Below are 24,779 nucleotides of genomic sequence, written 5' to 3'. Positions count from 1 at the left end.
CGACCGTAACCGGTGCCCTGTCGGCGGCGCATCCGGTTTTCCGCAGCAGCGGGATACGGCGGACCGCCGGAGGCGGCAGGGCAGGAGCCGGGGAACACGCGTGGCGGGGCTCCGTCCTCTCACCATGGCGCGTCGCGCCCGCCGGGACGGCTCCGCCGTGTGGGGCGAGGCATTTCACCCCCGTGCGTTCCGCCAGGCCGGCCGGGGTGGAACCGTTTCACCCCACCGTTGGGAGCCGTGACCGTTGCATCGTGCGGTGCCGCCGCAGATGCTGAGGGGACCGCTACGCCGGGTCGCCGCGGTGGCGGCAGCGCCCCGCATGTCCACCGGCTCCGGATCCCGACCGCATGTGCTCGCATGCCCGCACGTCTCACCGTGCTTCTCACACCATGGGGGGAACCATGAACGCCCGTATCCGTCCGTCCCGTACCACTGCGGCCGCGGTCGCGGCAGTCGCCGCCGTCGCCGGCCTCGTCGCCACCTCGGTGCCGGCCGCGGCGGCGTCCTCGGCAGCACCGCGGTTCCTCGCGCCCAAGAAGCTGCCGCCGCACCCGACTTCGGCCTGGTACGCCGGTCCGGTCACGGCCGGACAGCCCGATCCGCTCCCCATGTGCGTGGGTCCGGCCCTGCCCTCCATCTCCCAGCACCGGCAGTACTGGACCGAGTTCGACACCAACGCACTCCAGGTGACCGTCGTCGAGCGCAGCGCCACCCGCGCGAAGCAGCTCGCGGCGCTGTGGCGGAAGAACCTGACCGCATGCGCGGCCGAACTCATGGAACAGGACCCGGACGTCACCGCGACGGCGAGGGACTACGGCCGGCTCGACGTCGAGGAAGGTGCGCATGTCCTCGGCATCCACACCCGGCACACATGGGGTGCGTCCGACATCTCCCTCTTCTCGGTCGGCCGGGACGACAGGACGGTGACGTTCGTACGCTGGGCCCAGATGGGCACCTTCGAGCACGCCCAGGTCGCCGACTTCAAGAAGACCACGGTCACAGCCGTGAACAAGCTGCACTGAACCCGTTGTCGCCCGGACGCCCGTGCCGCAGCGTGGCACGACGGAAGGCCGGGCGACGGGTCCGCGCAGGTCAGGTCCTGGTCGCGAGGCACGGCTCGGCCTCTGCGGAGGCCGGTCGGTGGGCTCGCGGGAACGGGAACGTCCGGGTCCTTGAGTGAAGATGCGGTCGCCGCCCCGTCCGAGGCCGCGACCGCGAACCTGACCACGGCACAGACCGCCTCGCTGCAGGCGAAGGTGGACCGCTATGTGAAGAGGACCGGGGGGAAGCAGGTCGCGCTCAACAAGATCGACCTCAACGGCCGGGGCGAACTCCTGGTCACCGTACCCGGCGAGCGGCACCCGAGGGACTTCGCCTCGGGCGACGGCAGCCGGATCGCGGCCGACCCGTGTCTCGAGGGCTCCGTCTACAGCGGCTGGTTCTGCGCCTACAGCGGCCAGACCTACCAGGGCGACGCCCTGCGCTGGTACTACTGCGGCAAGCGGTTTATGCCGTGGGGCGGCTACGGATCGTGGATCAACACCAGACGCGCGGCACCCGGGCGACCTTCTACAACAGCAGCGGCGGCGTCCACTACGTCACGCCCGCACCGTTCAGCTACTCCCGCAGCTACTACTGGACGCCTGTCTGGCACATCAGGAACTGCTGAGGGCGTGACAGCGGCGTTGCACGGGTGAGGCGCCCCGGTGCGCGGACGCGGGCCGCTCCGACGTCCGAGCAGCGGTCCACCGCCCCGGGCCGCGGGTGAGCCCGGTGGGGCTCCGGCCACAACGGCCGGAGCCCCTTCCCGTACGCCCGGTCCCGTTCACAACGCCAAGGTCTCGGAGACGATCAGGTCCGTCACCGCCTTCAGGCCGCCTTCGGCCAGGGCCCGCCGCTGCCGGTCGGCCGGTGTGCCCTGCTGGAGCAACCGGTGGACGAGGGAGACGACCTCCCGGGTGTCGCCCGCGGCGTCCAGCGCGGGCGTGATGTGTTCCATCAGCAGTGCGACGAGGTCACCGGCGCTGCGGCGCTCGCCGGCCGCGGTGATCAGACTGCCGCCGAGGCCGTGACGGGCGGCCTGCCAGTTCGCCGCCTGCAGCACCTCGGGGGCGATGGAGGGCAGGGGCACGTCCGCTTCGGCGTCGCTGATCGCCGTGGTGACGAGGGCACGCACGATGCCCGCGAACATGACCGCTTCGTCGGCGCGCAACTGCACGTCGGGACACCGTACTTCGATGGTCGGGAAGCGGTCCGACAGGCGGGCCTGCCAGTACAACTGCCCGGTGTCGCGGATGATCCCGCTGTCGAGCAGCGTCTCGACGCGCGCCTCGTGGTCCGCGAGGTCCGTGAAGGCGGGCGGGGGCCCGCTGACCGGCCAGCGGCCGAAGACCACGGTGCGCCAGCTGGCGAATCCCGTGTCGTGACCGTCCCACAACGGCGAGTTCGCGGACATGGCGACGAGGACCGGCAACCAGCCGCGCAACCGGTTCAGGACGGCGACGCCGACCTCCGGGGACGGCACGGCGGTGTGGATGTGCAGCCCGTTGACGAGTTGCTCGGCGACGAGCTGCGGCGCCTGCACCTGCATGGCGCGGTATCGCGACTTCTCGGTCACCCGGGCCGGCTCGGCCCCCCTCAGGGGCGGTGTGCCGCAGGCGGCCAGCCGGCATCCGTTCGCCTCCGCGGCGGCCCCCAGCGCATGTCGCAGGCGCAGAAGGTGTCCCCCGGCCTCTTTCAGCTCGGTGCAGATCCTGGTCGCGACCTCGACCTGTACCTGCAGCAGCTCGGACTGCAGCTCCTTGGCGTCCACGAGCGGGGCGAGTCCGGCGGCCGACCTCACCTGCTCCGCCAGCGGCACGGGCAGGCCCGTGTCCGGGTCGAGCAGCAGGTACTCCTCTTCCAACCCCAGGGTGACCGGCTCCACACAGCCCTCGCAGCCTCGCATCGTCGGAAGCCAGGACGCTCGCGCCCTGACGCATGTGGCGCCCGGAGCACCGGCAGCCATGATCGAGTGTCACGGGGCGGAGCGTGCGAGCGGCGCAGGAGCACGGTGGCGTCGCCCGAAAGGCGGCGGTGCCACGGCTCGTCCGCCAGGCGCTGTCCACGTCGCGGACGCACCGGAAGCCCGTGTGGCCGCCGGAGCCGTCGACCTCGCACGCCGTGCGGGACGACCCGCGGGGGGCGCCGCCCGGCCGCTCGACGGCATGCAGCAGCGGGAGCGGCCTTCGGGCGGGTGCAAGGCGTCCTCCTGCACGACCGGAACGGGCGAACGAGGGCGTGCGGGTGCACCGTGTCGTCGCACCGGCCCCGGCCCGGCGGGGGCGTTCGCCGGGGCGGGCGCAGGACGGCGTGCCGTCGTGTCCGGGGCGGCGTAACGTCCCCAGTGATACGGGGCCGCTACCGCGGGGTGGGTGCGTCACACTCCTGGGCGGGTGAGCGCGCCGGTACGGTCCACAGCGCCCTGTGACGCCGGAGGTGCCTCGTGACCAGCACGGGTGGTCCGGCCACCGGCCCCGACCCCGTGGGAGCGGCGGTCGCGGAGACGGTGCGCAGAACCGGTGCCACCATTGGCGCACTGTACCTGCGCGCACCCGACGAGGACGTGCTGCGTCTGGAGGTGCTGTGCGGGGCGCCGAGCGAGCTCGCCGCCCCGTGGGCGAGAGTGCCGGTGGCGTCGCCGGCCCCGGTGGCCGACGCCCTCCGCAAGGACCGTCTGGTCTGGGTGGGCAACCAGGAGGAAATGGTCCGGTCCTATCCGCGTACGGCGATGGCGCTGCCCTACCCCTGCGCGCTCGCCGCCTCGCCGGTCACCGGTGTACGGCCCTGGGGGACGCTGCTGCTGATATGGCCGGCCGGGCGCCCGCCCCACATGACCCCACGGGAGCAGGGCAACATCGCCGCCAGCTGCCGGAGAGTGGCCCGGCTGCTGGAGGAGACCGCCGCGTCGGGGCAGGCACCGGCCCCGGGCGAACAGCCCCGTGTCCTGCCCGTGGAAACCGGCCGCCGGACCGCGGGCCCCGCCCTGGCCGCCGCCGACTTCGCCGAGCGCCTGCCCGGCGGCTCCTGCGCACTGGACCTGGAAGGGCGCATCACCTTTCTCAGTACCGGGGGCGCCGAGCTCCTGGGGCGCGACGCGGCCCACCTGCTGGGGACGCTGCCGTGGCAGTCGCTGCCGTGGCTCGACGACCCCACGTACGAGGACCGCTACCGGGCCGCGCTGATCAGCCGCGAACCCGTGTCCTTCACCGCCTGCCGTCCGCCGGACCGGTGGCTGGACTTCCACCTCTACCCGGATGCCAGCGGCATCAGCCTCCGTATCGTCCCCACCGGCTCGGCACCCCCGGCCTCCCCCGCGCCCCGGCGTTCGCCGCCCGCCGCGCCGCCGGCCCGCGCGGGGCAGCTCTACCAGCTCATGCACCTGGCCGCCGCCCTGACCGAGGTCGTCGGCGTCCAAGACGTCGTCGACCTCGTCGCCGACCAGATCATGCCCGCCTTCGGAGCCCAGGGTCTGGTGCTGTCCACCGCCGAGGCCGGCCGGCTGCGCATCTCCGGGCACCGCGGCTATCCCGGCCATGTCATCGAACGCCTCGACGGACTGCCGCTCGACACCAGCTTCACTCCGGCCGGGCAGGCGCTCAGCAGCGGCATTCCGTCGTTCTTCGCGAACCCGCAGGAGATGCAGCGGATCTATCCCGGGGCTCCGCTGGTCAGCGGCAAGCAGGCATGGGCCTTCCTGCCGCTGATCATCTCCGGTCGCCCCGTCGGCTGCTGCGTCCTGTCCTACGAGCGGCCCCGCACGTTCTCGGCCGAGGAACGCGCCGTCATGAACTCGCTCGCCGGACTCATCGCCCAGGCCCTGGACCGGGCCCACCTGTACGACACCAAGCACCAGCTCGCCCACGGCCTCCAGCAGGCGCTGCTGCCGCACACCCTGCCCCGCGTCGCCGGCCTGAACGTCGCGGCCCGCTATCTGCCCGCCACCCGCGGCATGGACATCGGCGGCGACTTCTACGACGTGATCCGGCTCGGCGACGCCGCCGCCGCGGCCGTCATCGGCGACGTCCAGGGCCACAACGTCGCCGCCGCCGCTCTGATGGGACAGGTGCGCACCGGCGTCCACGCCCACGCGCACGTCGGCGCCTCGCCCGACGACGTCCTGTCCCGTACCAACCAGCTGCTCGCCGATCTCGACCCCGGCCTGTTCACGAGCTGTCTCTACGTCCACCTCGACTTCGCCCGGCGGCGGGCACGGCTCGCCAGCGCGGGACATCCGCCGCCGCTGCTCCGCCTCCCCGACCGCCGCACGGCTCCGGTCGACGTCACGCCCGGCCCGCTCCTGGGCATCGACGCCGGCGCGAGCTACCCCGTCACCGAGATCCCGCTCGTCCCGGGACTGCTGCTCGCCCTCTACACCGACGGGCTGGTCGAGACACCAGGAGCCGACCTCGACGACTCCATTGCCGAACTCGCGCACCGTCTCGCCGACGCCGACGACCACGACCTGGACCTGCTGATCGACAGCCTGATCGGGCCGGCAGGCCCCACCCGGCAGCGCACGGACGACATCGCGCTCCTCGTCCTGCAGGCGGCGACCGCGGGGACCTGACCGCCGAGGCCGAGCGAGTCGGCAATGGAGTGACCGGCGCTGTCGTGGCGGGCGGGTTGGTGGGGCGGACCGTAGCGTGAGAAGGCAGGGACGTCGGGCAGGCCGGACGGAAGGGTGAGGAACAGGCAGTGGCCGTCGCGGGGATCGATTACGCGGCGTTGTTCGCCGCGACGCCGAGCCCGTATTTGGTACTGGGCCGGGACCTGGTGATCGTGGAGGTCAACCAGGCGTACCTCGACGCGACGAGACGGACCAGGGAAGACCTGGTCGGGAAGTACATCTTCGACGCCTTCCCCGACAACCCTTCCGACCCCGACGCCGACGGGGTGCGGAACCTCAGTGCCTCGCTGCACCGGGTCCTGACCACCGGGGAACCCGACACGATGGCGCTGCAGAAGTACGACATCCCCATCATGGGCCGGCCGGGAGCGTTCGAGGAGCGGTGGTGGTCCCCGATCAACACCCCCATCCTCGGACCGGACGACACGGTGGTGTGGATCATTCACCGGGTGGAGGACGTGACCGCGTTCGTCCAGGCCCGCGGCACCGGCGCCCGGCCGCTGGACGGGAAGCTCACCGAGCGGGAAGCCCTGGAGGCCGAGCTGTACGCGCGGGCCCGGGAGCTGCAGCGGCTGAACGAGGAGCTGCGGCAGGCCCACGCCCGCGAGCGGCAGGTGGCCGTCACGCTGCAGGAGGCCATGCTCCAGTCCCCGGATCTGGCCCGGCACGAGAACGTCGCCGTCCGCTATCTGCCCGCGGCAGGATCACTGAACGTGTGCGGCGACTGGTACGACCTTGCCGACCTGACCGACGGCCGCTTCTCGGTCGCGGTCGGCGACGTCGTCGGCCACGGCCTGGAAGCCGCTGCCGTCATGGGAATGCTTCGCAGCGCACTGAACGCCGCCATTCGCGCCCTGGAGCGGCCCGCCCAGGCGCTGGAGGTACTCGGGCTGTACGCCCGCTCGGTCGACGGCGCGCTGAACACCACCGCCGTCGAAGCACTGGTCGACCCCACGAGCTGCCTGATCATCTACAGCAACGCCGGCCACCCTCCCCCGGTCCTGGTGCACACCGACGGCACGTGCGAGCTCCTGGACCGGGCCACCGACCCGCCCCTGGGGGTTCGCCCTCTGCACGTCCCCCGCCCCCAGGCCACCGCCGCCTATACCCCCGGCGACAGCCTGGTCCTCTACACCGACGGCCTGATCGAACGTCGTGGGGAAGACATCTACGCCGGCCTGGCCCGGCTGACCGACACCCTCAGCCACATCTGCCACCTCCCCCCGGAACACATGGCCGACACCCTGCTGGCCCGCCTCGGCCTGGCCGGCGGCGGCCCCGACGACACCGCCCTGGTCATCATCCAGCTGTGAAGTCCTCGGAGTTCACCCAGCCTCCGCGGCTCCACGGGGACACCACGATCATCGGGACCCGGAAGCCCAGCTCGACGGGTTTGCCGTCAATGAGCAGCTCGTCGGCCGTTCCCCTGGGCGGGAGGGGCGGGGCACATGGCCGGAGAAGCCGTCGTTCTCGTCGTCATTGACGAACAGGACGGTGGAGTCGAACACGTCTGCATCGGCGTCGAGGGCCTGCAGCAGCATGTTGAAGGGGTTGCGCGCGCCCAGGCCGCCGATGACCTCTCCCTTACCCCTGCTCCACCACCGCGTACACGACGGACACCGGTGCCGGGGGCCCTTCGTCGACGCCGACGGGTCCGTGATCCCCGACCAGGCGGACACCGTCCACTGACCGGGCCGGGACCTGTTTCGGCCGGGTGCCCGTGGGCACCAGCGCTCAACAGAGAGGTACCCGATACGGACAAGGGGGTCCGGCCCGATGTCAACAGGCACACTTCTGGCGATCATCATTCCTGTCGTGGTTGTGGTCGCCCTGATCGCCCTGGCCGTGGCGATGACCATGCGGCGACGCCGTCGTCTGCGTGAGCGCTTCGGCCCCGAGTACGACCGCACCGTCGAGGACGCCGGGAGCCGGCGGGCCGCCGAGCACGAACTCAGCACCCGCGAGAAGCGCCACGCGTCGCTCGAGATCCAGCCCCTGCCCGACAGCGCCAGGGACCGCTACGCCCGGGAATGGGTCGACGTGCAGCAGGAGTTCGTGGACCGGCCGGTGGACGCCGTGCACGACGCCGACCGGCTCGTGACCTCTTTGATGCACGAGCGCGGCTACCCCACGGAGGGGTACGAACAGCAGATGCGAGACCTCTCCGTCGAGCACGGCCGCACGCTGGAGCACTACCGGGCCGCCCATGAGATCAACACGCTGAGCACGGCGCAGCGTGCCACCACCGAGCAGCTGCGGGGGGCCATGGTGCACTACCGGGCCCTGTTCGACGAGCTGCTCTCCGACGGACATCAGGCCGGGCCCTCCCGTGCCTGATCCGTACACAGTCGCGCGGGAGAGATCATGCGGGACAACGACACGACACAGCCCGCCGGGAGCGGGCTGACGACCGACGACATCGCCCGGGGCGCCGGCGGCGCGGCGGGCGAGGGACAGGACGCCGGGCCGCCGCCCGTCTTCCCCGGCGAGGAGACCGGCGGCATCGGCGAGAACGACACCCGCGCCGCCGAAGCCTCCGGCACCGCGGACACGGATACCGCGGCGGAGGCGGGCGCACCCGCCGGGGCCGAGGACGACACGGAGAAGACCTCCGCGGCGGAGGCGGGCGACACGGCGGCCGACGAACTGCTGGCACCCGACGACAAGGAGAGTTTCCGTACCCGCTGGCAGGCGATCCAGAACGATTTCGTCGACGACCCACGGGAGGCCGTGCACTCGGCGGACTCGCTGGTCGCGGACGTCATGCAGACGCTGGCCGCGACCTTCGCGGAACGCAGGGAGGGCCTCGAGCAGCAGTGGAACCGCGGCGAGCAGGCCGACACCGAGAGCCTGCGCGTGGCGCTGCGCGAGTACCGCTCGTTCTTCAACCGGCTGCTCGCCACCTGACAGGGGTGCGGGCAGGCGGATCTCGTCGTCCGGCGAGATCCGAAGGCTCCGGCCGGTCCTCCGGCCGGAGCCTCCTTCGTGGTCGGGGCCTGGCGAGGCGGGTCCTACCAGGCGCGCATCGGCTCCCCCGCGACGAGCTCGGAGACGAAGCCGGTCGGTCCCTTCGCCGGCCGGGCGGGTTGACGGCCTCGGTGAGGTCGCTGTGCCACCCGGCGAGCGGGGACACCCACTTGCGGCGGTAGTGCTCCTCGAAGTCGGCGCCGTAGCGCTCGGTGTCGGCCTTCGGGTCGACGGTGAGGATCTCCGGGTGGCCCTCGGAGTGGACGCCGTGCTTCCTGCCCGGACGGCGGGTGAGGGAGCCGAAGCGGCGGCCGAAGGCTATGTGCTGGGCATGGTCGATGTCCTGGCCGCGGAAGAAGACGACGCGGTGCGTGAGGACGGCCTGGCGGATCTCGGCCACCGTGACGTCGTCGAGTTCCTCGCGCAGGTCGACGCCGGAGATCTCGGCTCCGATGCGGCCTGCCACCTGCTGGACGGTGATTCGGGTGGGCTGCGCGGTCTGGGTCACGGTTCTGCCTTTCACGAGCGGTTTCACACGAGGTGTCACACGAACGGTTCACAACAACGGACGGTTCACGGTCGGTTCACCACGAACGGCCGGTCTCGGACCTGGGTCAGCCGGCGTGCGCCACCCACTGCATCCACAGCGGGAGCAGGAGGAGCGCGACGACCGAGCTCTTGACGACGAGGGCGGCGGACATGTCGACGCTCACGTCGTAGCGCTGGGCGAAGATGAACAGGTTCTGCGGGGCGGGCATCGCGGCGATCAGGACGAGGTAGTTCAGCCAGTCGCCCCGGACCCCGAAGCCGTAGCGGCACACGGCGAAGGCCAGCAGCGGAAAGACCACGCACTTGAAGGCGATGAGCCACATCTCCTCCACGGTGGTGCCGCGGATTTTCAGCCCCGTCCCGCCGAGGTGCAGCCCGAGGGCGAACAGCGCCACCGGCGAGGCGCTGTCCCCCACGAACGCGAAGCTGTCGAGGACCACCTGGGGCAGCCGCACCGGCAGCAGGTTGAGCACGATGCCCGCGTTGCAGGCGATCACGACCGGGGTCACCAGGGAGGCGACGACGGCGGCGCCGAGTCGTCTGCCGGGGCCTCCGGTGCGGTCCCGACGGCCCAGTTCCATGATCGAGATGATGATCAGGGAAAGGACGCAGACCTGGAACAGCAGCACCGGGAAGATCGGCGCCGCGTTCCCGAACAGCATGATGAACACCGGCACGGCGAAGTAGGCCGTGTTCACCTGGACGGCCGCCATGATGCGCAGGGCCACACCGCGGGGGTCGCGTACGCCGGACATCCGGGCCAGGGCGCCCGTCAGCACGACCGCGACGCCCGCCGCCGCCGCGTAGCCGGTGATCGCCCGCCAGTCGAACAGGGCGCCCAGGTCGCTCCGGTAGATGTTGCCGAACAGGAAGCACGGGACCGCGAAGAGGAAGGCGTAGTCGGCGAAGACCTTGGAGCTCTCGGCCGGCACCACCTTCCGTCTCGCGAGGAGGACCCCGCACCCGAAGGCCAGCACCACCGGTGCCAGTTTCTGCAGAGCCTCTACCGCTCCCATGCACGCGCCCTTGCTCTTGCGGCTCCCGTGAAGGGGCCTGTTCCTCTACCGCGCCGGTCGGCTACTGGGCCCACGCATTCGGCACTTCCACGTCGCTGCGGCCCTCAATCAGCCGTACTCGGAGGCGCTGGTGTAGAACTTGTGCGTCTCGGTCCGGTACTTGTACAGCACGAGGTCGCCGCCGGTGGCGTCGTCCTCGGTCAGGCGCATGTAGAACAGGCCGCCGAAGAGCTTGTACGGCTTGTCGACGTGCGGGCCCCGGTAGGCCGACGGCTTGCCGGTGACGGCCGAGTTGATGACGGCCGTGCAGTCCATCAGGATGTGGTGGGTCTCGAAGCTGTCCCGGTTGCGGCGGCCGACACGCAGGTCGCGCAGGGGGCCGGTCTTCTCCTCGGCCGTGGGCAGGTTGGCGAGGAGGTCCTCCTGGAAGAGGTCGAGGAACTCCTCGTAGAAGGCGGGCGAGGAGTGGTGGGTGACGAAGTCCTTCCAGACCTGTGCCATCGTCGGGTCTCCGAGGACCATTTCGGACATGTAGTTGTACCTCTCGTTCGAGTTGATCGGCTTGCCGATCCGCTCGCCTATGTACTCCGCGGTCGGCATGGACTTCGCCAGCGCGTCGTAGAGCTTCTGCGGCAGCGCGTCGCGGATGACGATGGGCGGGAACGGGTCCCGGCGGATGTCGTCCTTGGTCACATGGGCCAGGATCGAGGTGATGGCGGGCCGGCTCTCGGGTGACTGGGTCATTGCGGGATCTCTCCTAGGGCGTTCAGGGTGTGAGGTTGCGTGCGGAGAGCCAGGTCTCCAGCATCAGCAGCGACCAGAGGGGCTCGGCGGCGTGTGCCCCGGGGCTCTCGGTCTGCAGACGGAACAGGTCGCGGACGGTGTCCTGCCGGAAGTAGTCGCGGCAGCGGGCACCGGGGCCGAGGAGGATGTCGCCGAACATGTCGTACAGTGCCTCGCCCGGTTTGATCATCGCCACGATCGGCAGCGTGAACGGCTGTTTGGGCCGCTCCAAGTGAGCAGGATGGCGGCGATCATCCAGCGCGGCGCGTTCGTGTGGTGCAGGATCCACAGCGGCAGGACGACGTCGAGCAGCAGGTTGTGCATGGACAGCAGCCCGTCCAGCACGACGAAGGTCAGGTAAGGCCGGTCCCGCAGCACGATCAGCGCCGGCCACGGGCGGACGGGCTGCGGCTCGACGGCAGGGAGGAGCAGCGAGAGCAGGCCGGTGATCAGGTACGTGGAGGCGTTGAAGACCACGGCGGCCTTGTAGGCTGAGACCGAGTCGAAGGCGAGCAGCATGCCGGCGAGGGCGGCGCCGACGGAGACGCTGATGTTGCTGGTGGCCCGGAGGTGGGCCCGGACAACGACCCGGTCCTCGGGCGGGATCAGGCCGACGACCATGGCCATCCGCGCACTGCGGCTGGCGCTGTAGGCGACCGCCAACACCACGACGACGTACGTGCCGAAGCCCTGCACGGCGACGAGCGCGGCGGTGAGGGGCCCGAGGGCGACGAAGGACCAGATCTGCACGGCCCGCGGGCCGATCCGGTCGGCCAGGTGGCCGGTCGGGGTGCTCACCGCGAGGGCGACTGCGGCGGCGACGCCGACCCCGATGCCGAACTGGCCGGGCGTCAGGTGGAGGACGGTGGTGGCGTAGATGGCGTTGAGCGCCATCCACAGGCCTGCCCCATGGTGTGCACCAGCGTGATGCCGGTGAGGGTGCGCGCCGGTCCGCGCGCCGGAAGGAAGCGGCTCAGCATGGTCCTGCCGTACCGCGCCCCCGACAACCGGACGTCCGACCGGGGCTCCGGTGGTGACACCGGCCCCCTGATTTTGTGCACGTCAGGTCCCTGACACGCCCCCACCTCTCGTTCAGCACCATTGCCAACGACAAGATTCGGGAATTCACCCGTAATCCGGGGCCAAGATCGTCGGCCCCACGGGGTCTATCGAAACGGGGTGCGCACGGCCGTGTCCGGGAAAGCCCGCTGTGATGCCCGTCACAGTGAATAGCTATTCAGCCGGAAGCAAATTCCCAGAAGACATTGATGGAGATTGTCGCTGATAGCCCATTTACCGGCGAGTACGGTCACGGAAACGCGCCGACCGCTGCTCGCCATTGCCGTCGGCCCCCGCCGCCCAGGGGCAGGCCCACAAGAGTCCAACCGGCCTGCCCGTAAGTCCATGCCCTCACCGAGCCGCCGCTCCCATTCTGTGGTGTGTACGTGCCCCACCCTCCCCCACAGCTCCTCTCCTGGAGGCACTCGTGCACCGCATCAGATCCCTGTGCGTCGCCGCGGCCGTGGCCGTCGCGGCGCCTGCGGGGCTCGCCGCTCCTGCCGCCGCCGCGGGCGGCGAGACGCGCGGCACCTACACCGACTACGGCTTCCCCTCCGGCACCGGCGCGCTCTCGGACGTCACCTTCGGCACGACGGTCGAGGCCGACCCCGGCCGCGGAAACGTCTTCTGGGCCCACCAGTTCGGGTTCACCAACGGTGTCGGCGGATACACCGGACAGCAACGCCGGCGGACGGGCACCGGCATGTTCCTGTTCTCCCTGTGGGACGCGGCCGCCGCCAGAGCCGGGTCCGCGGGGGCACTTCGGCGTCCGGCACCGCCGTCACGGCCTCGGTCGGCGGCACCTCGACGAGCAGAACCTGCAGCGCCTACGCGAAGGTCACCAAGGTGCCGGGCGGCAGCGTGCAGGAGGACGCCATCGGCAACTCCGCGTCCGGTGCGATCACCGGGATCGGCGGCAAGTGTGCCGACATCGACGGCGGGAGCGGCGCGGACGGCACGCCGGTCCAGCTGTGGACCTGCAACGGCGCCAACCACCAGAACTGGGTGCTCGCCCACAACGGCACCGTACGCGCCCTGTACACGTGCATGACGGCGAGCAGCAGCGGCGTACAGCTGAGGACCTGCGACGGCTCGGCCGCGCAGCAGTGGACACGCAGCGGCAACACCGTGGTCCATCAGGGCAGGTGCCTGGACGCCATTGGCGGGAGCAGCGCGAACGGTACGCGGCTGATCCCCTATCCGTGCACCGGCGGCGCCAACCAGAACTGGAACACACCGGGCTGACCGCCCGGCACACCGCGTCAAGACCCCGTACAGCCACAGTTCACCGGAACAGCAGCCCGGGCCCCTTCCCTTCCCCTCGGCCCTCTTGGAGGATTCCGGTCGCTCCTGTTCCCCTACCCCCCAAGAGGCCTCGCCCATGCCTGACATCAACCGGCGCCGCTTTCTGCAGATCGCGGGCGCGACAGCGGGCTTCGCGGCGCTGTCGAGCAGCATCGACCGCGCCGCGGCCATCCCCGCAGCCCGCAGCACCGGCACCATCCAGGACGTCGAGCACATCGTGGTGCTGATGCAGGAGAACCGTTCGTTCGACCACTACTTCGGCGCGCTGAAGGGCGTACGGGGCTTCGGCGACCCGCGCCCCGTGACGCTGCCCAGCGGCAAGCCGGTCTGGCACCAGTCGGACGGCAAGAAGGTGACGCTCCCCTTCCACCCGACGGCCGACGATCTCGGGATGCAATTCCTCCAGGGCCTCAACCACGACTGGGCGGGCGGCCACAAGGCGTTCAACAACGGCAAGTACGACCAGTGGGTGCCCGCCAAGACGCCGACGACGATGGCGTACCTCGACCGGGACGACATCCCCTTCCACTACGCCCTCGCCGACAGGTTCACCGTCTGCGACGCGTACCACTGCTCGTTCATCGGGGCCACGGACCCCAACCGCTACTACATGTGGACGGGTTACACCGGAAACGACGGCGCGGGCGGCGGGCCTGTCCTCGGCAACGAGGAGGCGGGGTACGGCTGGAGGACGTATCCCGAGCGGCTGGAGCAGGCGGGGATCTCGTGGAAGATCTACCAGGACGCGGGCGACGGCCTGGACGCCGCCGGCCACTGGGGCTGGATCAGCGACGCCTACCGCGGCAACTACGGCGACAACTCCCTCCTCTACTTCAACCAGTACCGCAACGCCCAGCCGGGCAATCCGCTGTACGACAAGGCACGCACCGGCACCGACGTCAAGAACGGCGACGGGTACGTCGACGACCTCAAGGCCGACGTACAGGCCGGCACGCTCCCCGAGATCTCCTGGATCGCCGCCCCCGAGGCGTTCACCGAGCACTCCAACTTCCCCTCGAACTACGGTGCCTGGTACATCGCGCGCGTCCTCGACGCACTGACGGCCAACCCGGCGGTGTGGAGCAGGACGGCCCTGTTCATCACCTACGACGAGAACGACGGCTTCTTCGACCACATCGTGCCCCCGTACCCGCCGGCGTCGGCCGCGCAGGGCAGGTCCACCGCGGACACCTCCACCGAGTTCTACGCGGGCGGCACGTCGTACGCCGCGGGCCACTACGGCCTGGGCCCGCGTGTGCCGATGCTCGTCGTCTCCCCATGGAGCACCGGCGGCTACGTGTGCTCCGAGGTCTTCGACCACACCTCGATCATCCGCTTCATGGAGCGCCGCTTCGGTGTGACCGAACCCAACATCTCCCCCTGGCGCCGCGCGATCTGCGGCGACCTCACCTCGGCCTTCGACTTCGGCGCCACCGACACCACTCCGGTGACGCTGCCCGACACCTCGGCCTACGAGCCGCCGGACCGCGAGCGCCACCCCGACTACCGGCCCACCCCGCCCGCCGTCGGCAGCATGCCGGCGCAGGAGCCCGGGGCGCGCCCCACCCGGCCGCTGCCCTACGCGCCGTACGTCGACAGCGCCGTCAACACGGCGGACGGCCGCATCGCCCTCACCTTCGGTCCGGGCGCGGCGGCCGGAGCGCAGTTCTACGTGACGTCTCCGAACCGTACCGACGCCCCGTGGACGTACACGGCGGAGGCGGGCAAGACCGTCACCGACACCTGGAACTCCGCCTACTCCAAGGGCACGCACCACCTCACCGTGCACGGGCCGAACGGCTTCCTGCGCACCTTCAGGAGCCCGGGGAAGACCGTGACCGTCGAAGCGAGGGCCCGTCACGACGCCACCACGGGAAACCTCGACCTGACCCTGACCAACCCGGGCGCCACGGCCGCGAGCCTCACCGTCACCAACGCCTACGGCGGCGCGCCCCGGATCCTCGCCCTGCCCGCCGGGGCCACGGTGACGCACACGGTGGACCTGAGCGGCACCGGGCGCTGGTACGACGTGTCGGTGGTCTGCGACACGAACAGCGTGTTCCTGCGCCGCTTCGCCGGTCACGTGGAGACCGGCGCGCCGGGGGTGAGCGACCCGGCGATCCGGACCACCTGAGAGCCGTATGCTGCCGGGCGCGTATGCGACGCAGGTCTCCCGGCACATCAGGGCGCCGCGGTCCGTCGTCTACCGGGCGCTTGTCGATGCGGAGGCACTCGCCACCTGGCGGGTGCCCTCCGGCATGAGCAGCCAGGTGCACGAGTTCGACGCCCGCGAGGGCGACGCGTTCCGCATCTCTCTCACGTACGAGGGACCGGGCGGCGCGGGCAAGTCGGGCGCCCGTACGGACACGTACCACGGACGCTTCGCGCGGCTGGTGCCCGACGAGCTGGTCGTCGAGGTGTTCGAGTTCGAGACGGCCGATCGCTGCGCGGCGAGATGACGATGACGACGACGCTCACCGACGCGGACGGCGGCACCGATGTCCTCATCGTGCACGAGGGAATCCCCGACAGCGTGCCGCCCGCCGACAACGAGACCGGCACCTGCATGGCCCTGGACAACCTCGCGAGGCTGGTCGAGACGGACTAGGCGTGTCCGATGGGTCAGCGAGCCTGCCGTGCGTGGTCGGAACCTGCGGATCCCCCCGTCCGGGCCGGCGCAACAATCAGCCGGCCCTCACGGGCGCGCCCGTGAGCGCACGAGCCATCCGCTGCCTGTGGCAACACGATGAACGCCGTGCCCTTGGTGAGGTCAATGCTGGAGCGGGGCGGCGCACCGTCGCTCTCGTCGTCCCGCCGCAGCAGTTCCACCCTCCGCTGCTCCAGCTCCACCGTCTTGTTTCCGTTCACGACCGCCGTGAATTCATCGAAGGCGATGTTCGACAACGACCGCCCCGTGCGCCTGCGTAGCCACGGCATCAAACCCAGCCCGGTGGACCATCGCCACGCGCTCTCCACCAGGGCGAACAAGACCAGCAGAGACGCGAACGCCGGGAACGACATGAGCAAAATCGTCACAGATGGCCCCTCATCGTGCTCGCCACGGTCGACTGCCGGGAAACGGCGGAAGGGTCGGCGCCGTGCTCATGGGACGTGCGGACTGGGAGAACCCGGAACGCCGGCCACGGCTCATCTTGCTGGTTGGCATGGGCTCACTGTTCTGGATCCGCAGCGCGCGGGGATCAGGCCGGCGCATGATCCCATTCCCCCATGCGGCGGAGGCGCCCTCCGAGGGAGATCCACCGCATGGAGGAGTGCCTGGGAGCAGGCCGGCTTCGGGGCGCGCGCTCAGTCTTCCGGAACGTGAACCGCGCACGTACGGAAGGGATGCCGTTGCACGCACGCGAACAGGGCGCTCCACCGGCCGCTGCCCTCGGCGGCCTCGGCTACCGTCGTCGCGCAGGTCGACTCGGACAGGGCCCAGAGGGAGCCGATGTTCCAACCGATCTCACGCGTTCGGTTCCTGATCATGTCGACACAGACGGCGGGCCCCTTGTGACGCTTGACCTCGTCGAGAAGTTCCAGGAACTCGGGATTCCGTAGCGAGCCGGCCCACTGTTCCAGCCGTCTGTTCGCCGCCCTCCGCTCCTGCGGCGTAGCCGTGGGGTCCCGGGATGTCGCCAGCGCGTCGCTGATCTCCTTCACGGTCTGCTGGATCTTGAATCGATCCTTCGGATCCTTGGGCCTGGCGCTGGGTTCCTGGAGCATCCCCGGCAGGCCACTGGCCCGTCGCACGAGGTTCATGAAGGACGCCCGCTCCTGCGGCGGCAGGGTCGGGACGGCCTCCACCGCTTCGGTGAGCCCCTCCGCGATGCTCCTGAGTACGGCCCGCTCCCGGGCCGTGGTGTTCGGTTGCTCGGCCATATCCAGCGTGGTGATGACCCCGTTCACGATGCTCCCGTAGGCGGCCCGCTCCCTGGGCGTGGTCTTGGGGTCGCTCATGACGTCCAGCGTCTCGCTCAGGGCCTTGTTCAGCTTCGCCTTCATCTCCTTGGTCGCCGTCAGTTCCGTCAGGGCAGCCTGCAGTTCCGTCCTCAGTTCCGGGGGGTTCGCCGGTGGGCGCTCAGGCGGTGGCGGCGCCTCTGGCGGTTCCGGTGGAGGCGGCTCAGGGGTTGGCGGCTCGGGAGGTTCCGGTGGCGGCGGCTCCCGTGGCGGCGGCTTCGGTGGCGGCGGCTCAGGCGGCTCCGGTGGCAGGGGTGTGGGTTGGCCCGGTGCTGCCTTCATGGCCCGGGCGACGCCATCGACCGCCGTCGCATCAGCGACCAAGCCCGCAGGCAAAGCGAGCGCGACGGTCAGACAGGGCACGCCGAGAAGGCGGGAGAGGTGTCGCCGGGGGATTTCGGCCATGACGGTTCCAGGTGCGGTCGGGGAACTGGCCGTTGAGGCGGCCCAGGGTCACCGGAGATCCACAGGCGTTACACATCAACTCTTCGCCCGCTCACGTCGTCTCGCAACTCAGGGGCCACTCGTCAATGCATCAACAATGCCACCTCAGGCAGCCGGGGAATTCAGCAGTTCAACAAAAGACACAATCGCTTGCGCATCAACGGCACTGACACCGTACCTGCCCTTTTCTCTTTTGTTTTCCTTTTCGGCACCGATCGCCTCGTCCAAAGACTCCGGAATGAAATCCGGCGACGACGATATGAATGCCGCGGACCTTGAATCAAAGGGAGTGACACCCCAGAGCGAGGTCACATAGACCGGCCGACGCGTGACATTGATGATATTGTTGTTGTGGCGGAGCCTGGAGCGATAGGCAACGTACTGGCCGCACTTCTTGACGGGGCAATAAAAGGCTCCCTGCCGCGCATCCCAAGAAGGATGCGCCACCTTGAATTCCTCCAGATCCACCTTCCCGCGATCCTTTCTCATCAGTTCGACCGTGAGGTCGGCCTGTATCGCGTCGTACCTGGCGGATCTGGGCAGTTGGACCAACTTCTCCTCTGTGTACTCCTCGCCTGGCGCGAGCCACGAACCCGGCCCGTAGAACAATCCTGTGCTTATGGTGTACCTCTCGGGCAATCCAGTGAAAAGCGCCACGTCGTGCTCAGCCTTCATGGCACTCTCCCACCCCCTCAGCCCGCCGGCACCGTCGGAGAGGTCGGCCCTGAGGCCAACAACCGAATAGTTGTCGCTGATGATGTAGGCCGGGACCTTTCCGGCGTTTTTGACCTGGAGGGTCAGGGGGAGGTGGATGGTGTCGAGTTCGGCGTCGATCCGCGCCTTGCCGAATTTGACCTCCAGATCGAAAAGCACGGCGGCGGAGACCGGCTGATAGACCGCGGAATAGGACAGATTGACTGCAGCCAGTAGCGTGGTGGCAGCCACCCCGGCCGCAAATCGCTTCGGATGGGGAGTTCCTCTCCACGCTTCTTCATGAATGAGCACCCAGAGAGCCCACAAAGACCAGCACCAGAGCGGGGGGTACGCGAACAGATACCGCGTGTACTCCCTTTCCTGGAACCAGAGGAAAAGCAGGAGACCGTTGATGGCCAGTGCGATGAGCGCCCCGATCAGGACAACCGCTCCAGAGAATTTCAGCCGGCGCTTTCCCCAGTAGTCGAGCACTGCCAGTGCCGCCAGGCCCTCCACGCCGCCCAGGAGGATCAACAGGACGCCGGTGATTCTTCCCGCGAAAGTGAGTGCGCCGACGACATCGGGGCTTCCGACAACGAAGAGCAGCGTCATGGATCCGAGCAGTCCCGCCGTCATCAGCGCCATGGTCGTGCGCCTCCGCCACGCGCGGTCGGGCCACGTTCCGCTGTCCGCCTCGCGCCAGTGCACGGATGCCCGGTCCTCCACATCCATGTCCCTCGGACAACCATGGTGGGTGAGGACTTTCCGCAGATCGCGCAGCGACCACGCGCTCCCCACCTTCGTGCCGCCGATCGAGATGTCGCGTAGCCCACGGCTGTCCGGTGGCTCGACGACCACCACCTTGGGTCTGCTCCTCATGGCATCAGGCTCTGGTCCGCGCCGAGTGCGTGCAAAGAGGACTGCTCCATTCGCCGGGGCGGCTCAGGAGAGGGGTTCGCTGAGTTCGACGGCGTACAGCGCGGCGGCCAGTGCCTGTTCGTCGCCGACGTCCAGGGCGGTGTCGGTCAGCTTGATGACGTGCTCGTCGCCGTGTCCGAGGGCCCATTCGAGAACCTCTTCGGCGGTGATGCGCCCCGGGGGCGTGTACGGCACCGGTTCCGCCGGGGCGTACATCGCGGTCACCGCCGCGGAGGCGGTCCACGCCGCATGCAGGCTGGGCACCCACAGCGCGCTCGGGAGCGCGGGGAGGGCGCGCAGCACCGCGTTGGGTGCGGTGGCCGCGTGGACCAGCATCGTCTCCTCGCCTTGCCCGTGGGTGGCGTAGCGATGTGTCGCGGCGCGCACCAGCTCGGTGAGCCGCCGCCGGGCTTCCTCCGGGTCGGTCACTCCGGCCGACCAGGCCGGCAGCCGGTCGACGAGGGCGAGCCGGGCGGGGAAGCCGCCCTGGGGGGCGCGGACCGGGGGCACCGCGTCCAGGGCGTTCCGTGCGTCCGCCGCGGCGCTGAGCAGGTCGACACCCGTGAGCGGGCGGTGCCGGGCGGCCCAATAGCCCAGCCCGTGGGCGAGTTCGGTGAGCCGGGGCACGCTCTCACCGCCTTCCATGAGGGCGCGTACGGCGTGACCGACCCGGATCACCGGATGCGTCGACCCGGCGTACATCCCCGGCAGCAGACGCGGCCACCAGGTGGCGAGCACGCTCCGCCAGGGCTGTTCGGCACCGGCGCGGGTGAAGTACGCGATCCAGTCGGCGGCCCGTCGCGGATCGCCCAGGGCGGCCGGCCAGTTGTCGTCCGTGACGCGCGCGACGGGGGTGGGGAACTCCTCGAGCTTGTTCGCGTAGCGATCCCGCCACCGGTGCACGGCTCCGGCCCGCCCCTGCGCCACCAGCGCCTCGACCACCATGGGGGCGTGGTTGGTGAGTCGCCCGAGCCGCTCCGGGCCTGATGCGTGCGATGTGTGCTGCGCCGTATCGGGCCGGGGAACGAACATCCGGTGCGGCCGGTGTCCTACGACCGAAGTCGCAGCGGTGGCGCCGGACCGCCCGCGTCAGCCGTCCACCGGCAGGCCGGCGGGGTCCTTGATCCGCTTCATGATGATCTGCGAGTTGACCTCGGTGACACCGGACAGAGCTGTGAGCTTCTCGATCCACAGCTGCTCGTACGCCCGCAGGTCCGCCACCGCGATGCGCAGCAGACACCCCGGGCTGCCGAACAACCGGTACGCCTCGATGACGTCCGGGATGTCCTGGAGCGCCCCCTCGAACGCCTCGACCGCCTCGCGGTCACGCCGTACCTCGATGGAGACGAGCACCTCGAAGCTGCGCCCGACGGCCTCGGGGTCGATCACCGCGCGGTAGCCCTGGATCACGCCGTCCTGTTCCAGTTGCCGGACCCGGCGCATGCAGGGCGAGGGCGTCAGGCCCACGCGCTGCGCCAGGTCCTGGTTGCTGAGCCGTCCGTCCTGCTGCAGCTCACGCAAGATTGCACGATCGATGGCGTCCATTGCGCAATTATCCACCACACCCTCCCAACCGGGCGAGTCGAAGAGGCAATCATATTGCGGGATAATCCACCTATCATTGCGTCGCACTCGAACCACCGCCCCCACCGGGGCACCGACGAGGAGAACGCAGATGGGACGGATCGTCGTCATCAGCACCGGCGGAACCATAGCCAGCCGCTGGCAGGGATCCGGATTCGCCGCCGATGCCCATGGCCAGGAGGTCATGGCGACCGCGGCGGTCCCCGCGGACGTCACCATCGAGATCGTCGACCTGTTCAGCGTGAACAGCCCCCGGCTCACCACGGCCCACCAGCTCACCCTGCTGCGCACCGTCCACGAGGTCCTCGCCGACCCGGACGTGGACGGCATCGTCGTCACGCACGGCACCGACACCCTGGAGGAGTCGGCGTTCCTCGTCGACCTCCACCACGACGACCCGCGTCCGGTCGTCTTCACCGGCGCCCAGCTGCCGCTCGACGCCGCCGACGGCGACGGCCCCGGCAACCTCCACGACGCCCTGCTGACCGCCTCGACGACCCGCGGCCTCGGCGTGCTGGTCGCCTTCGACGGCAAGGTGCACGCCGCACGCGGCACCGTCAAGACCGAGACACTCGCGGCGGACGCCTTCGCCGACCCCTCCGGCGCCCGCATCGGCAACGTGGGCTTCGGGCGCGTCTCGGTCCTGCGCCACCCCCGGCGTCCTGCGGGCCTGCCGCTCCCGGCCATGCCCGACAGCCCGCCGCGCGTCGACATGGTGATGCACTACTGCGACGCCGACCCGTATCTGCTGAACGCGGCCGTCGACGCCGGCGCGCAGGGCATCGTCCTGGTGGCCACCGGCGCCGGCAACGCCACTCCCGAGACCGTCGAGGCCGTCGCCGCCGCGGTGTCCCGCGGCGTGCTCGTCGCCCTGACCACACGTGTCCAGGCCGGACCCGTCACCGAGATCTACACCCACGGCGGTGCGGTCGACCTCGTCGCCGCCGGGGCCGTGCCGGCGGGCACGCTGCGCGCCGGCCAGACCCGTATCGCCGTGCTCAGCGCGCTGCTCGCCACCACCGACCCGCGCGAGCGCGACGAGGTACTGCGCCACGCCCTCGCCGTCCCCGTGCCGGCCGACGCCGCGTCGCCGGCCGAACTCGCCCGGGCCTAGGCCCGCCGCCGCGCACCGCGCGGACCTGCGGCCGTCACCGCGAAAGCAGCGCCCGGCGCCACCACCCGTGCTCCGGGCCCCCTTCACCCGTCACCCACGCCCCGACCCCGCGTACCCACGCGACAGGAGAGTCCGAACCTCCATGGCCACGCACCAGGACCACGTCCGCCCCGGGACACGTACCGAGCACGACCTGCTCGGTGACCGCGACGTCCCCGCCGACGCGTACTACGGCATCCACACCCTGCGGGCGGTGGAGAACTTCCCCATCACCGGCACCCCCGTCTCGGCCTACCCGGACCTCGTCACCGCCCTCGCCTGCGTCAAGCAGGCCGCGGCCCTCGCCAACCGCGACCTCGGCCTGCTGGAGGGACGCAAGGCGGACGCGATCGTGGCGGCGTGCGAGGAGATCAGGGCCGGGCGGCTCCACGACGCGTTCGTCGTCGACGTGATCCAGGGCGGCGCCGGGACCTCGACCAACATGAACGCCAACGAGGTCGTGGCCAACCTCGCCCTGGAACTCCTCGGTCACCGCAAGGGCGAGTACGCGCACCTGCACCCGCTGGAAGACGTCAACGCGGGCCAGAGCACCAACGACGTCTACCCGACCGCCGTCAAGATCGCGCTCGACTTCACGGCCCAGCGGCTGCTGGACGCCATGGAGGTGCTGCGCTCGGCGTTCGCGTCGAAGGCCGAGGAGTTCGCGGACGTCCTGAAGATGGGCCGCACCCAGCTCCAGGACGCGGTACCCATGACGCTGGGTCAGGAGTTCGCCACCTACGCCGTCATGCTGGCCGAGGACCACAAACGGCTCACCGAGGCACGGGAGCTGATCCGCGAGATCAATCTCGGCGGCACCGCCATCGGCACCGGGCTCAACGCCCACCCCCAGTACGCGGCGCTGGCCTGCCGTCACCTGCGCACCGTCACCGGACTGCCGCTGACGGTCGCCGACGACCTCGTCGAGGCCACCCAGGACGCGGGCGCGTTCGTCCAGCTGTCGGGTGTGCTGAAGCGGATCGCCGTCAAGCTCTCCAAGGTCTGCAACGACCTGCGGCTGCTGTCCTGCGGACCCCGCGCGGGCTTCGCCGAGATCAACCTGCCCGCGGTGCAGGCGGGATCCAGCATCATGCCCGGCAAGGTGAACCCCGTCGTCCCCGAGGTCGTCAACCAGATCGCCTTCGAGGTCATCGGCAACGACATGGCCGTGACCATGGCCGCCGAAGCGGGTCAGCTCCAGCTGAACGCCTTCGAACCGGTCATCGCCCACAGCCTGCTCAAGAGCCTGTCGCACCTGCGCGCCGGCTGCCTGACCCTCGCCGAGCGCTGCGTCGCCGGCATCACCGCGAACCGCGAGCACCTCGCCCACCTCGTCACCCACTCCATCGGTCTGGCGACCGCGCTCAACCCGCACATCGGGTACGAGCAGGCCACCGCCGTCGCCCAGGAAGCTCTGGTGACCGGCCGGAGTGTGCGTGAACTCGTCCTGGCCAAGGGACTGCTGACCGAGAGCGAGCTCCAGCTCGTCCTGCACCCTGACAATCTCGCCCGCCCGCACGTGCTGACCGAGGCCGCGAGCCCGGCCCTCGGCTGAGCCGCCCGACGGCGCGCCCAGGCGGGTGGCCCCGTTCACGAGAACGGACCCTGCGGCGATGTCCCCGTGCCGCCCCAGGGCAGCCCGGCATAGGGTCCGGTCCGCGGCCCCGCGCTGTCGGCCCCCGTCGCGCGGTTCCCGCGGCCGCCTCGCGGCGAAGGGGTGCGCACGTGCAGGTACTGGAGTTCATCGAGGCGCCGTCCGTGCTCGGTCTGCGGCCGTCCGGTGTCCAGGACCTTCCGCGCGCGCTGCTGGACGCCGGTCTGACGGGTCTTCCCGGGGCCGTGCGGGCGGGCCGGGTCGAAGCGCCGGCGTACGACCCGAGGCGTGACGAGGAGACCGGGGTCCTCAACCCCGCGGGTATCGCGCGGTACTCGATCGAACTGGCCGACGCCGTCGGCGGCGTGCTCGGCCGCGGCCACTTTCCCGTCGTGCTCGGCGGCGACTGCAGCATCCTGCTCGGCAGCCTGCTCGCCCTGCACCGCCGCGGACGCCACGGCCTGCTGTTCCTCGACGGCCACACGGACTTCTACCAGCCGTCCGCGGAGCCGGCCGGCGAGGCGGCGTCGATGGAACTGGCCCTGGCGACGGGCCGCGGCCCCCGGATCCTGACCGACCTGGAGGGGCGCGGGCCGCTGCTGCGGGACGAGGACGTCGTCGCCTTCGGCTTCCGCGACGCGGCCGAGTCGGCGCGGGCGGGGATGCAGCCGCTGCCGCCGCGCCTGCACGCGATGGGGCTCGACCGCGTCCGGGCGTCGGAGGCCGCCGCGGCCGCACGCCAGGCGGTCGACCACCTCACCCGCGGGGAGACGGCCGGCTTCTGGGTGCACCTCGACGTCGACGTCCTCGACGACGCGATCATGCCTGCCGTCGACTACCGGATCCCGGACGGACTGTCGTGGACGGAGCTGGAGACGGTGCTGGCGACGGCGCTGGCCGACGAGCGGGCCCGGGGACTGGACGTCACCATTTTCAACCCCCGGCTCGATCCCGGGGGAACGATGGCGGCCCGTCTCGTGGAATGCCTGCGTCAGGGGCTGTCGGCGCGAACGGACCGGCGTGTCTGACAACTGAGGGGGCGACCGGGCCACCGTGCGCCACGGGCCGTCCCGGCCACCGGCGACC

The 24,779-nt window shown here is 70.5% G+C and carries 22 protein-coding genes and 2 pseudogenes; 12 read left to right on the top strand and 12 right to left on the bottom strand.

Going from position 1 to position 24,779, the window contains the following annotated elements:
* Positions 1 to 401: 401 nt before the first annotated feature.
* Positions 402 to 1,022: a hypothetical protein gene (locus ACWD0A_RS04180; RefSeq protein ID WP_451294438.1), complete on the top strand. Its 621-nt coding sequence runs from the start codon at positions 402 to 404 to the stop codon at positions 1,020 to 1,022.
* A 150-nt stretch (positions 1,023 to 1,172) separates the two neighbouring features.
* Complete coding sequence (locus tag ACWD0A_RS04175) at positions 1,173 to 1,697, top strand: hypothetical protein (protein WP_451294436.1); 525 nt, start codon at positions 1,173 to 1,175, stop codon at positions 1,695 to 1,697.
* Between the two features lie 128 nt (positions 1,698 to 1,825).
* On the opposite strand, the gene ACWD0A_RS04170 is transcribed toward ACWD0A_RS04175, so the two are convergent.
* Positions 1,826 to 2,926: a glutamate--cysteine ligase gene (locus ACWD0A_RS04170; RefSeq protein WP_451294434.1), complete on the bottom strand. Its 1,101-nt coding sequence runs from the start codon at positions 2,924 to 2,926 to the stop codon at positions 1,826 to 1,828.
* Positions 2,927 to 3,484: 558 nt separating this feature from the next.
* Here ACWD0A_RS04170 and ACWD0A_RS04165 point away from each other — a divergent pair.
* Positions 3,485 to 5,608 carry a SpoIIE family protein phosphatase gene (locus ACWD0A_RS04165; RefSeq protein WP_451294432.1) on the top strand — a complete coding sequence of 708 codons (2,124 nt, stop codon included), beginning with the start codon at positions 3,485 to 3,487 and terminating at the stop codon, positions 5,606 to 5,608.
* A 128-nt stretch (positions 5,609 to 5,736) separates the two neighbouring features.
* Positions 5,737 to 6,981, top strand: a complete 1,245-nt coding sequence (locus ACWD0A_RS04160) for a PP2C family protein-serine/threonine phosphatase (RefSeq protein ID WP_451294430.1) — start codon at positions 5,737 to 5,739, stop codon at positions 6,979 to 6,981.
* Here the strand turns inward: ACWD0A_RS04160 and ACWD0A_RS04155 are convergent.
* Positions 6,980 to 7,206 (bottom strand): annotated as a pseudogene (locus tag ACWD0A_RS04155) (alkaline phosphatase family protein); the annotation flags it as partial. The gene ACWD0A_RS04160 and the pseudogene ACWD0A_RS04155 sit on opposite strands and share 2 nt — an antisense overlap.
* A gap of 238 nt (positions 7,207 to 7,444) precedes the next feature.
* On the opposite strand from ACWD0A_RS04155, the gene ACWD0A_RS04150 reads away from it, so the two are divergent.
* Positions 7,445 to 8,005: a hypothetical protein gene (locus ACWD0A_RS04150; RefSeq protein ID WP_451294428.1), complete on the top strand. Its 561-nt coding sequence runs from the start codon at positions 7,445 to 7,447 to the stop codon at positions 8,003 to 8,005.
* Positions 8,006 to 8,032: 27 nt separating this feature from the next.
* Entirely contained in the window at positions 8,033 to 8,575 is a 543-nt protein-coding gene (locus ACWD0A_RS04145; RefSeq protein WP_451294426.1) for a hypothetical protein, read from the top strand.
* On the opposite strand, the gene ACWD0A_RS04140 is transcribed toward ACWD0A_RS04145, so the two are convergent.
* From ACWD0A_RS04140 to ACWD0A_RS04120, 5 genes are all read right to left on the bottom strand, one after another.
* A complete protein-coding gene (locus tag ACWD0A_RS04140) occupies positions 8,553 to 9,143 on the bottom strand; it encodes a TauD/TfdA dioxygenase family protein (RefSeq protein WP_451294425.1) in 591 nt (196 codons plus the stop codon). The two genes, ACWD0A_RS04145 and ACWD0A_RS04140, sit on opposite strands and share 23 nt — an antisense overlap.
* 106 nt (positions 9,144 to 9,249) lie before the next feature.
* Positions 9,250 to 10,200: an AEC family transporter gene (locus tag ACWD0A_RS04135; RefSeq protein ID WP_451294423.1), complete on the bottom strand. Its 951-nt coding sequence runs from the start codon at positions 10,198 to 10,200 to the stop codon at positions 9,250 to 9,252.
* A gap of 108 nt (positions 10,201 to 10,308) precedes the next feature.
* Positions 10,309 to 10,944, bottom strand: a complete 636-nt coding sequence (locus tag ACWD0A_RS04130; protein ID WP_451294421.1) for a hypothetical protein — start codon at positions 10,942 to 10,944, stop codon at positions 10,309 to 10,311.
* A gap of 22 nt (positions 10,945 to 10,966) precedes the next feature.
* On the bottom strand, positions 10,967 to 11,272 hold the full coding sequence (locus ACWD0A_RS04125) for an asparagine synthase-related protein (protein WP_451294419.1): 306 nt from the start codon (positions 11,270 to 11,272) through the stop codon (positions 10,967 to 10,969).
* Positions 11,170 to 11,877 carry an MFS transporter gene (locus tag ACWD0A_RS04120; RefSeq protein ID WP_451294417.1) on the bottom strand — a complete coding sequence of 236 codons (708 nt, stop codon included), beginning with the start codon at positions 11,875 to 11,877 and terminating at the stop codon, positions 11,170 to 11,172. Before ACWD0A_RS04120 ends, ACWD0A_RS04125 begins: the two co-directional genes overlap by 103 nt.
* Positions 11,878 to 12,762: 885 nt before the next feature.
* On the opposite strand from ACWD0A_RS04120, the gene ACWD0A_RS04115 reads away from it, so the two are divergent.
* From ACWD0A_RS04115 to ACWD0A_RS04105, 3 genes and pseudogenes are all read left to right on the top strand, one after another.
* On the top strand, positions 12,763 to 13,287 hold the full coding sequence (locus ACWD0A_RS04115; protein WP_451294415.1) for a ricin-type beta-trefoil lectin domain protein: 525 nt from the start codon (positions 12,763 to 12,765) through the stop codon (positions 13,285 to 13,287).
* A 136-nt stretch (positions 13,288 to 13,423) separates the two neighbouring features.
* On the top strand, positions 13,424 to 15,481 hold the full coding sequence (locus ACWD0A_RS04110; protein ID WP_451294413.1) for a phosphocholine-specific phospholipase C: 2,058 nt from the start codon (positions 13,424 to 13,426) through the stop codon (positions 15,479 to 15,481).
* A 7-nt stretch (positions 15,482 to 15,488) separates the two neighbouring features.
* Positions 15,489 to 15,955: pseudogene (locus ACWD0A_RS04105) on the top strand (SRPBCC family protein).
* Between the two features lie 14 nt (positions 15,956 to 15,969).
* On the opposite strand, the gene ACWD0A_RS04100 reads toward ACWD0A_RS04105, so the two are convergent.
* The 5 genes from ACWD0A_RS04100 to ACWD0A_RS04080 all read right to left on the bottom strand — a co-directional run bounded on the left by ACWD0A_RS04100 (position 15,970) and on the right by ACWD0A_RS04080 (position 20,907).
* Entirely contained in the window at positions 15,970 to 16,383 is a 414-nt protein-coding gene (locus tag ACWD0A_RS04100) for a DUF6191 domain-containing protein (RefSeq protein ID WP_451294411.1), read from the bottom strand.
* Positions 16,384 to 16,653: 270 nt separating this feature from the next.
* Complete coding sequence (locus ACWD0A_RS04095; RefSeq protein ID WP_451294409.1) at positions 16,654 to 17,712, bottom strand: hypothetical protein; 1,059 nt, start codon at positions 17,710 to 17,712, stop codon at positions 16,654 to 16,656.
* 144 nt (positions 17,713 to 17,856) lie between these two features.
* Entirely contained in the window at positions 17,857 to 19,305 is a 1,449-nt protein-coding gene (locus ACWD0A_RS04090) for a Yip1 family protein (protein WP_451294407.1), read from the bottom strand.
* An 81-nt stretch (positions 19,306 to 19,386) separates the two neighbouring features.
* A complete protein-coding gene (locus ACWD0A_RS04085; RefSeq protein WP_451294405.1) occupies positions 19,387 to 20,394 on the bottom strand; it encodes a questin oxidase family protein in 1,008 nt (335 codons plus the stop codon).
* Between the two features lie 57 nt (positions 20,395 to 20,451).
* Positions 20,452 to 20,907, bottom strand: a complete 456-nt coding sequence (locus ACWD0A_RS04080) for an Lrp/AsnC family transcriptional regulator (protein WP_451294403.1) — start codon at positions 20,905 to 20,907, stop codon at positions 20,452 to 20,454.
* A gap of 130 nt (positions 20,908 to 21,037) precedes the next feature.
* Here ACWD0A_RS04080 and ACWD0A_RS04075 point away from each other — a divergent pair, with 130 nt between their 5' ends.
* The 3 genes from ACWD0A_RS04075 to ACWD0A_RS04065 all read left to right on the top strand — a co-directional run bounded on the left by ACWD0A_RS04075 (position 21,038) and on the right by ACWD0A_RS04065 (position 24,721).
* On the top strand, positions 21,038 to 22,060 hold the full coding sequence (locus ACWD0A_RS04075) for an asparaginase (RefSeq protein ID WP_451294401.1): 1,023 nt from the start codon (positions 21,038 to 21,040) through the stop codon (positions 22,058 to 22,060).
* A gap of 142 nt (positions 22,061 to 22,202) precedes the next feature.
* On the top strand, positions 22,203 to 23,654 hold the full coding sequence (gene aspA, locus ACWD0A_RS04070; RefSeq protein WP_451294399.1) for an aspartate ammonia-lyase: 1,452 nt from the start codon (positions 22,203 to 22,205) through the stop codon (positions 23,652 to 23,654).
* A gap of 170 nt (positions 23,655 to 23,824) precedes the next feature.
* Positions 23,825 to 24,721 (top strand): arginase family protein, encoded by an 897-nt coding sequence (locus tag ACWD0A_RS04065; protein WP_451294397.1) that lies wholly within the window; start codon positions 23,825 to 23,827, stop codon positions 24,719 to 24,721.
* Positions 24,722 to 24,779 lie beyond the last annotated feature (58 nt).

This window comes from Streptomyces sp. NPDC002867 (assembly GCF_053591895.1).
Note: the sequence above shows the minus strand (reverse complement) of the source record. Positions and strands in the feature narration are given on the sequence as shown.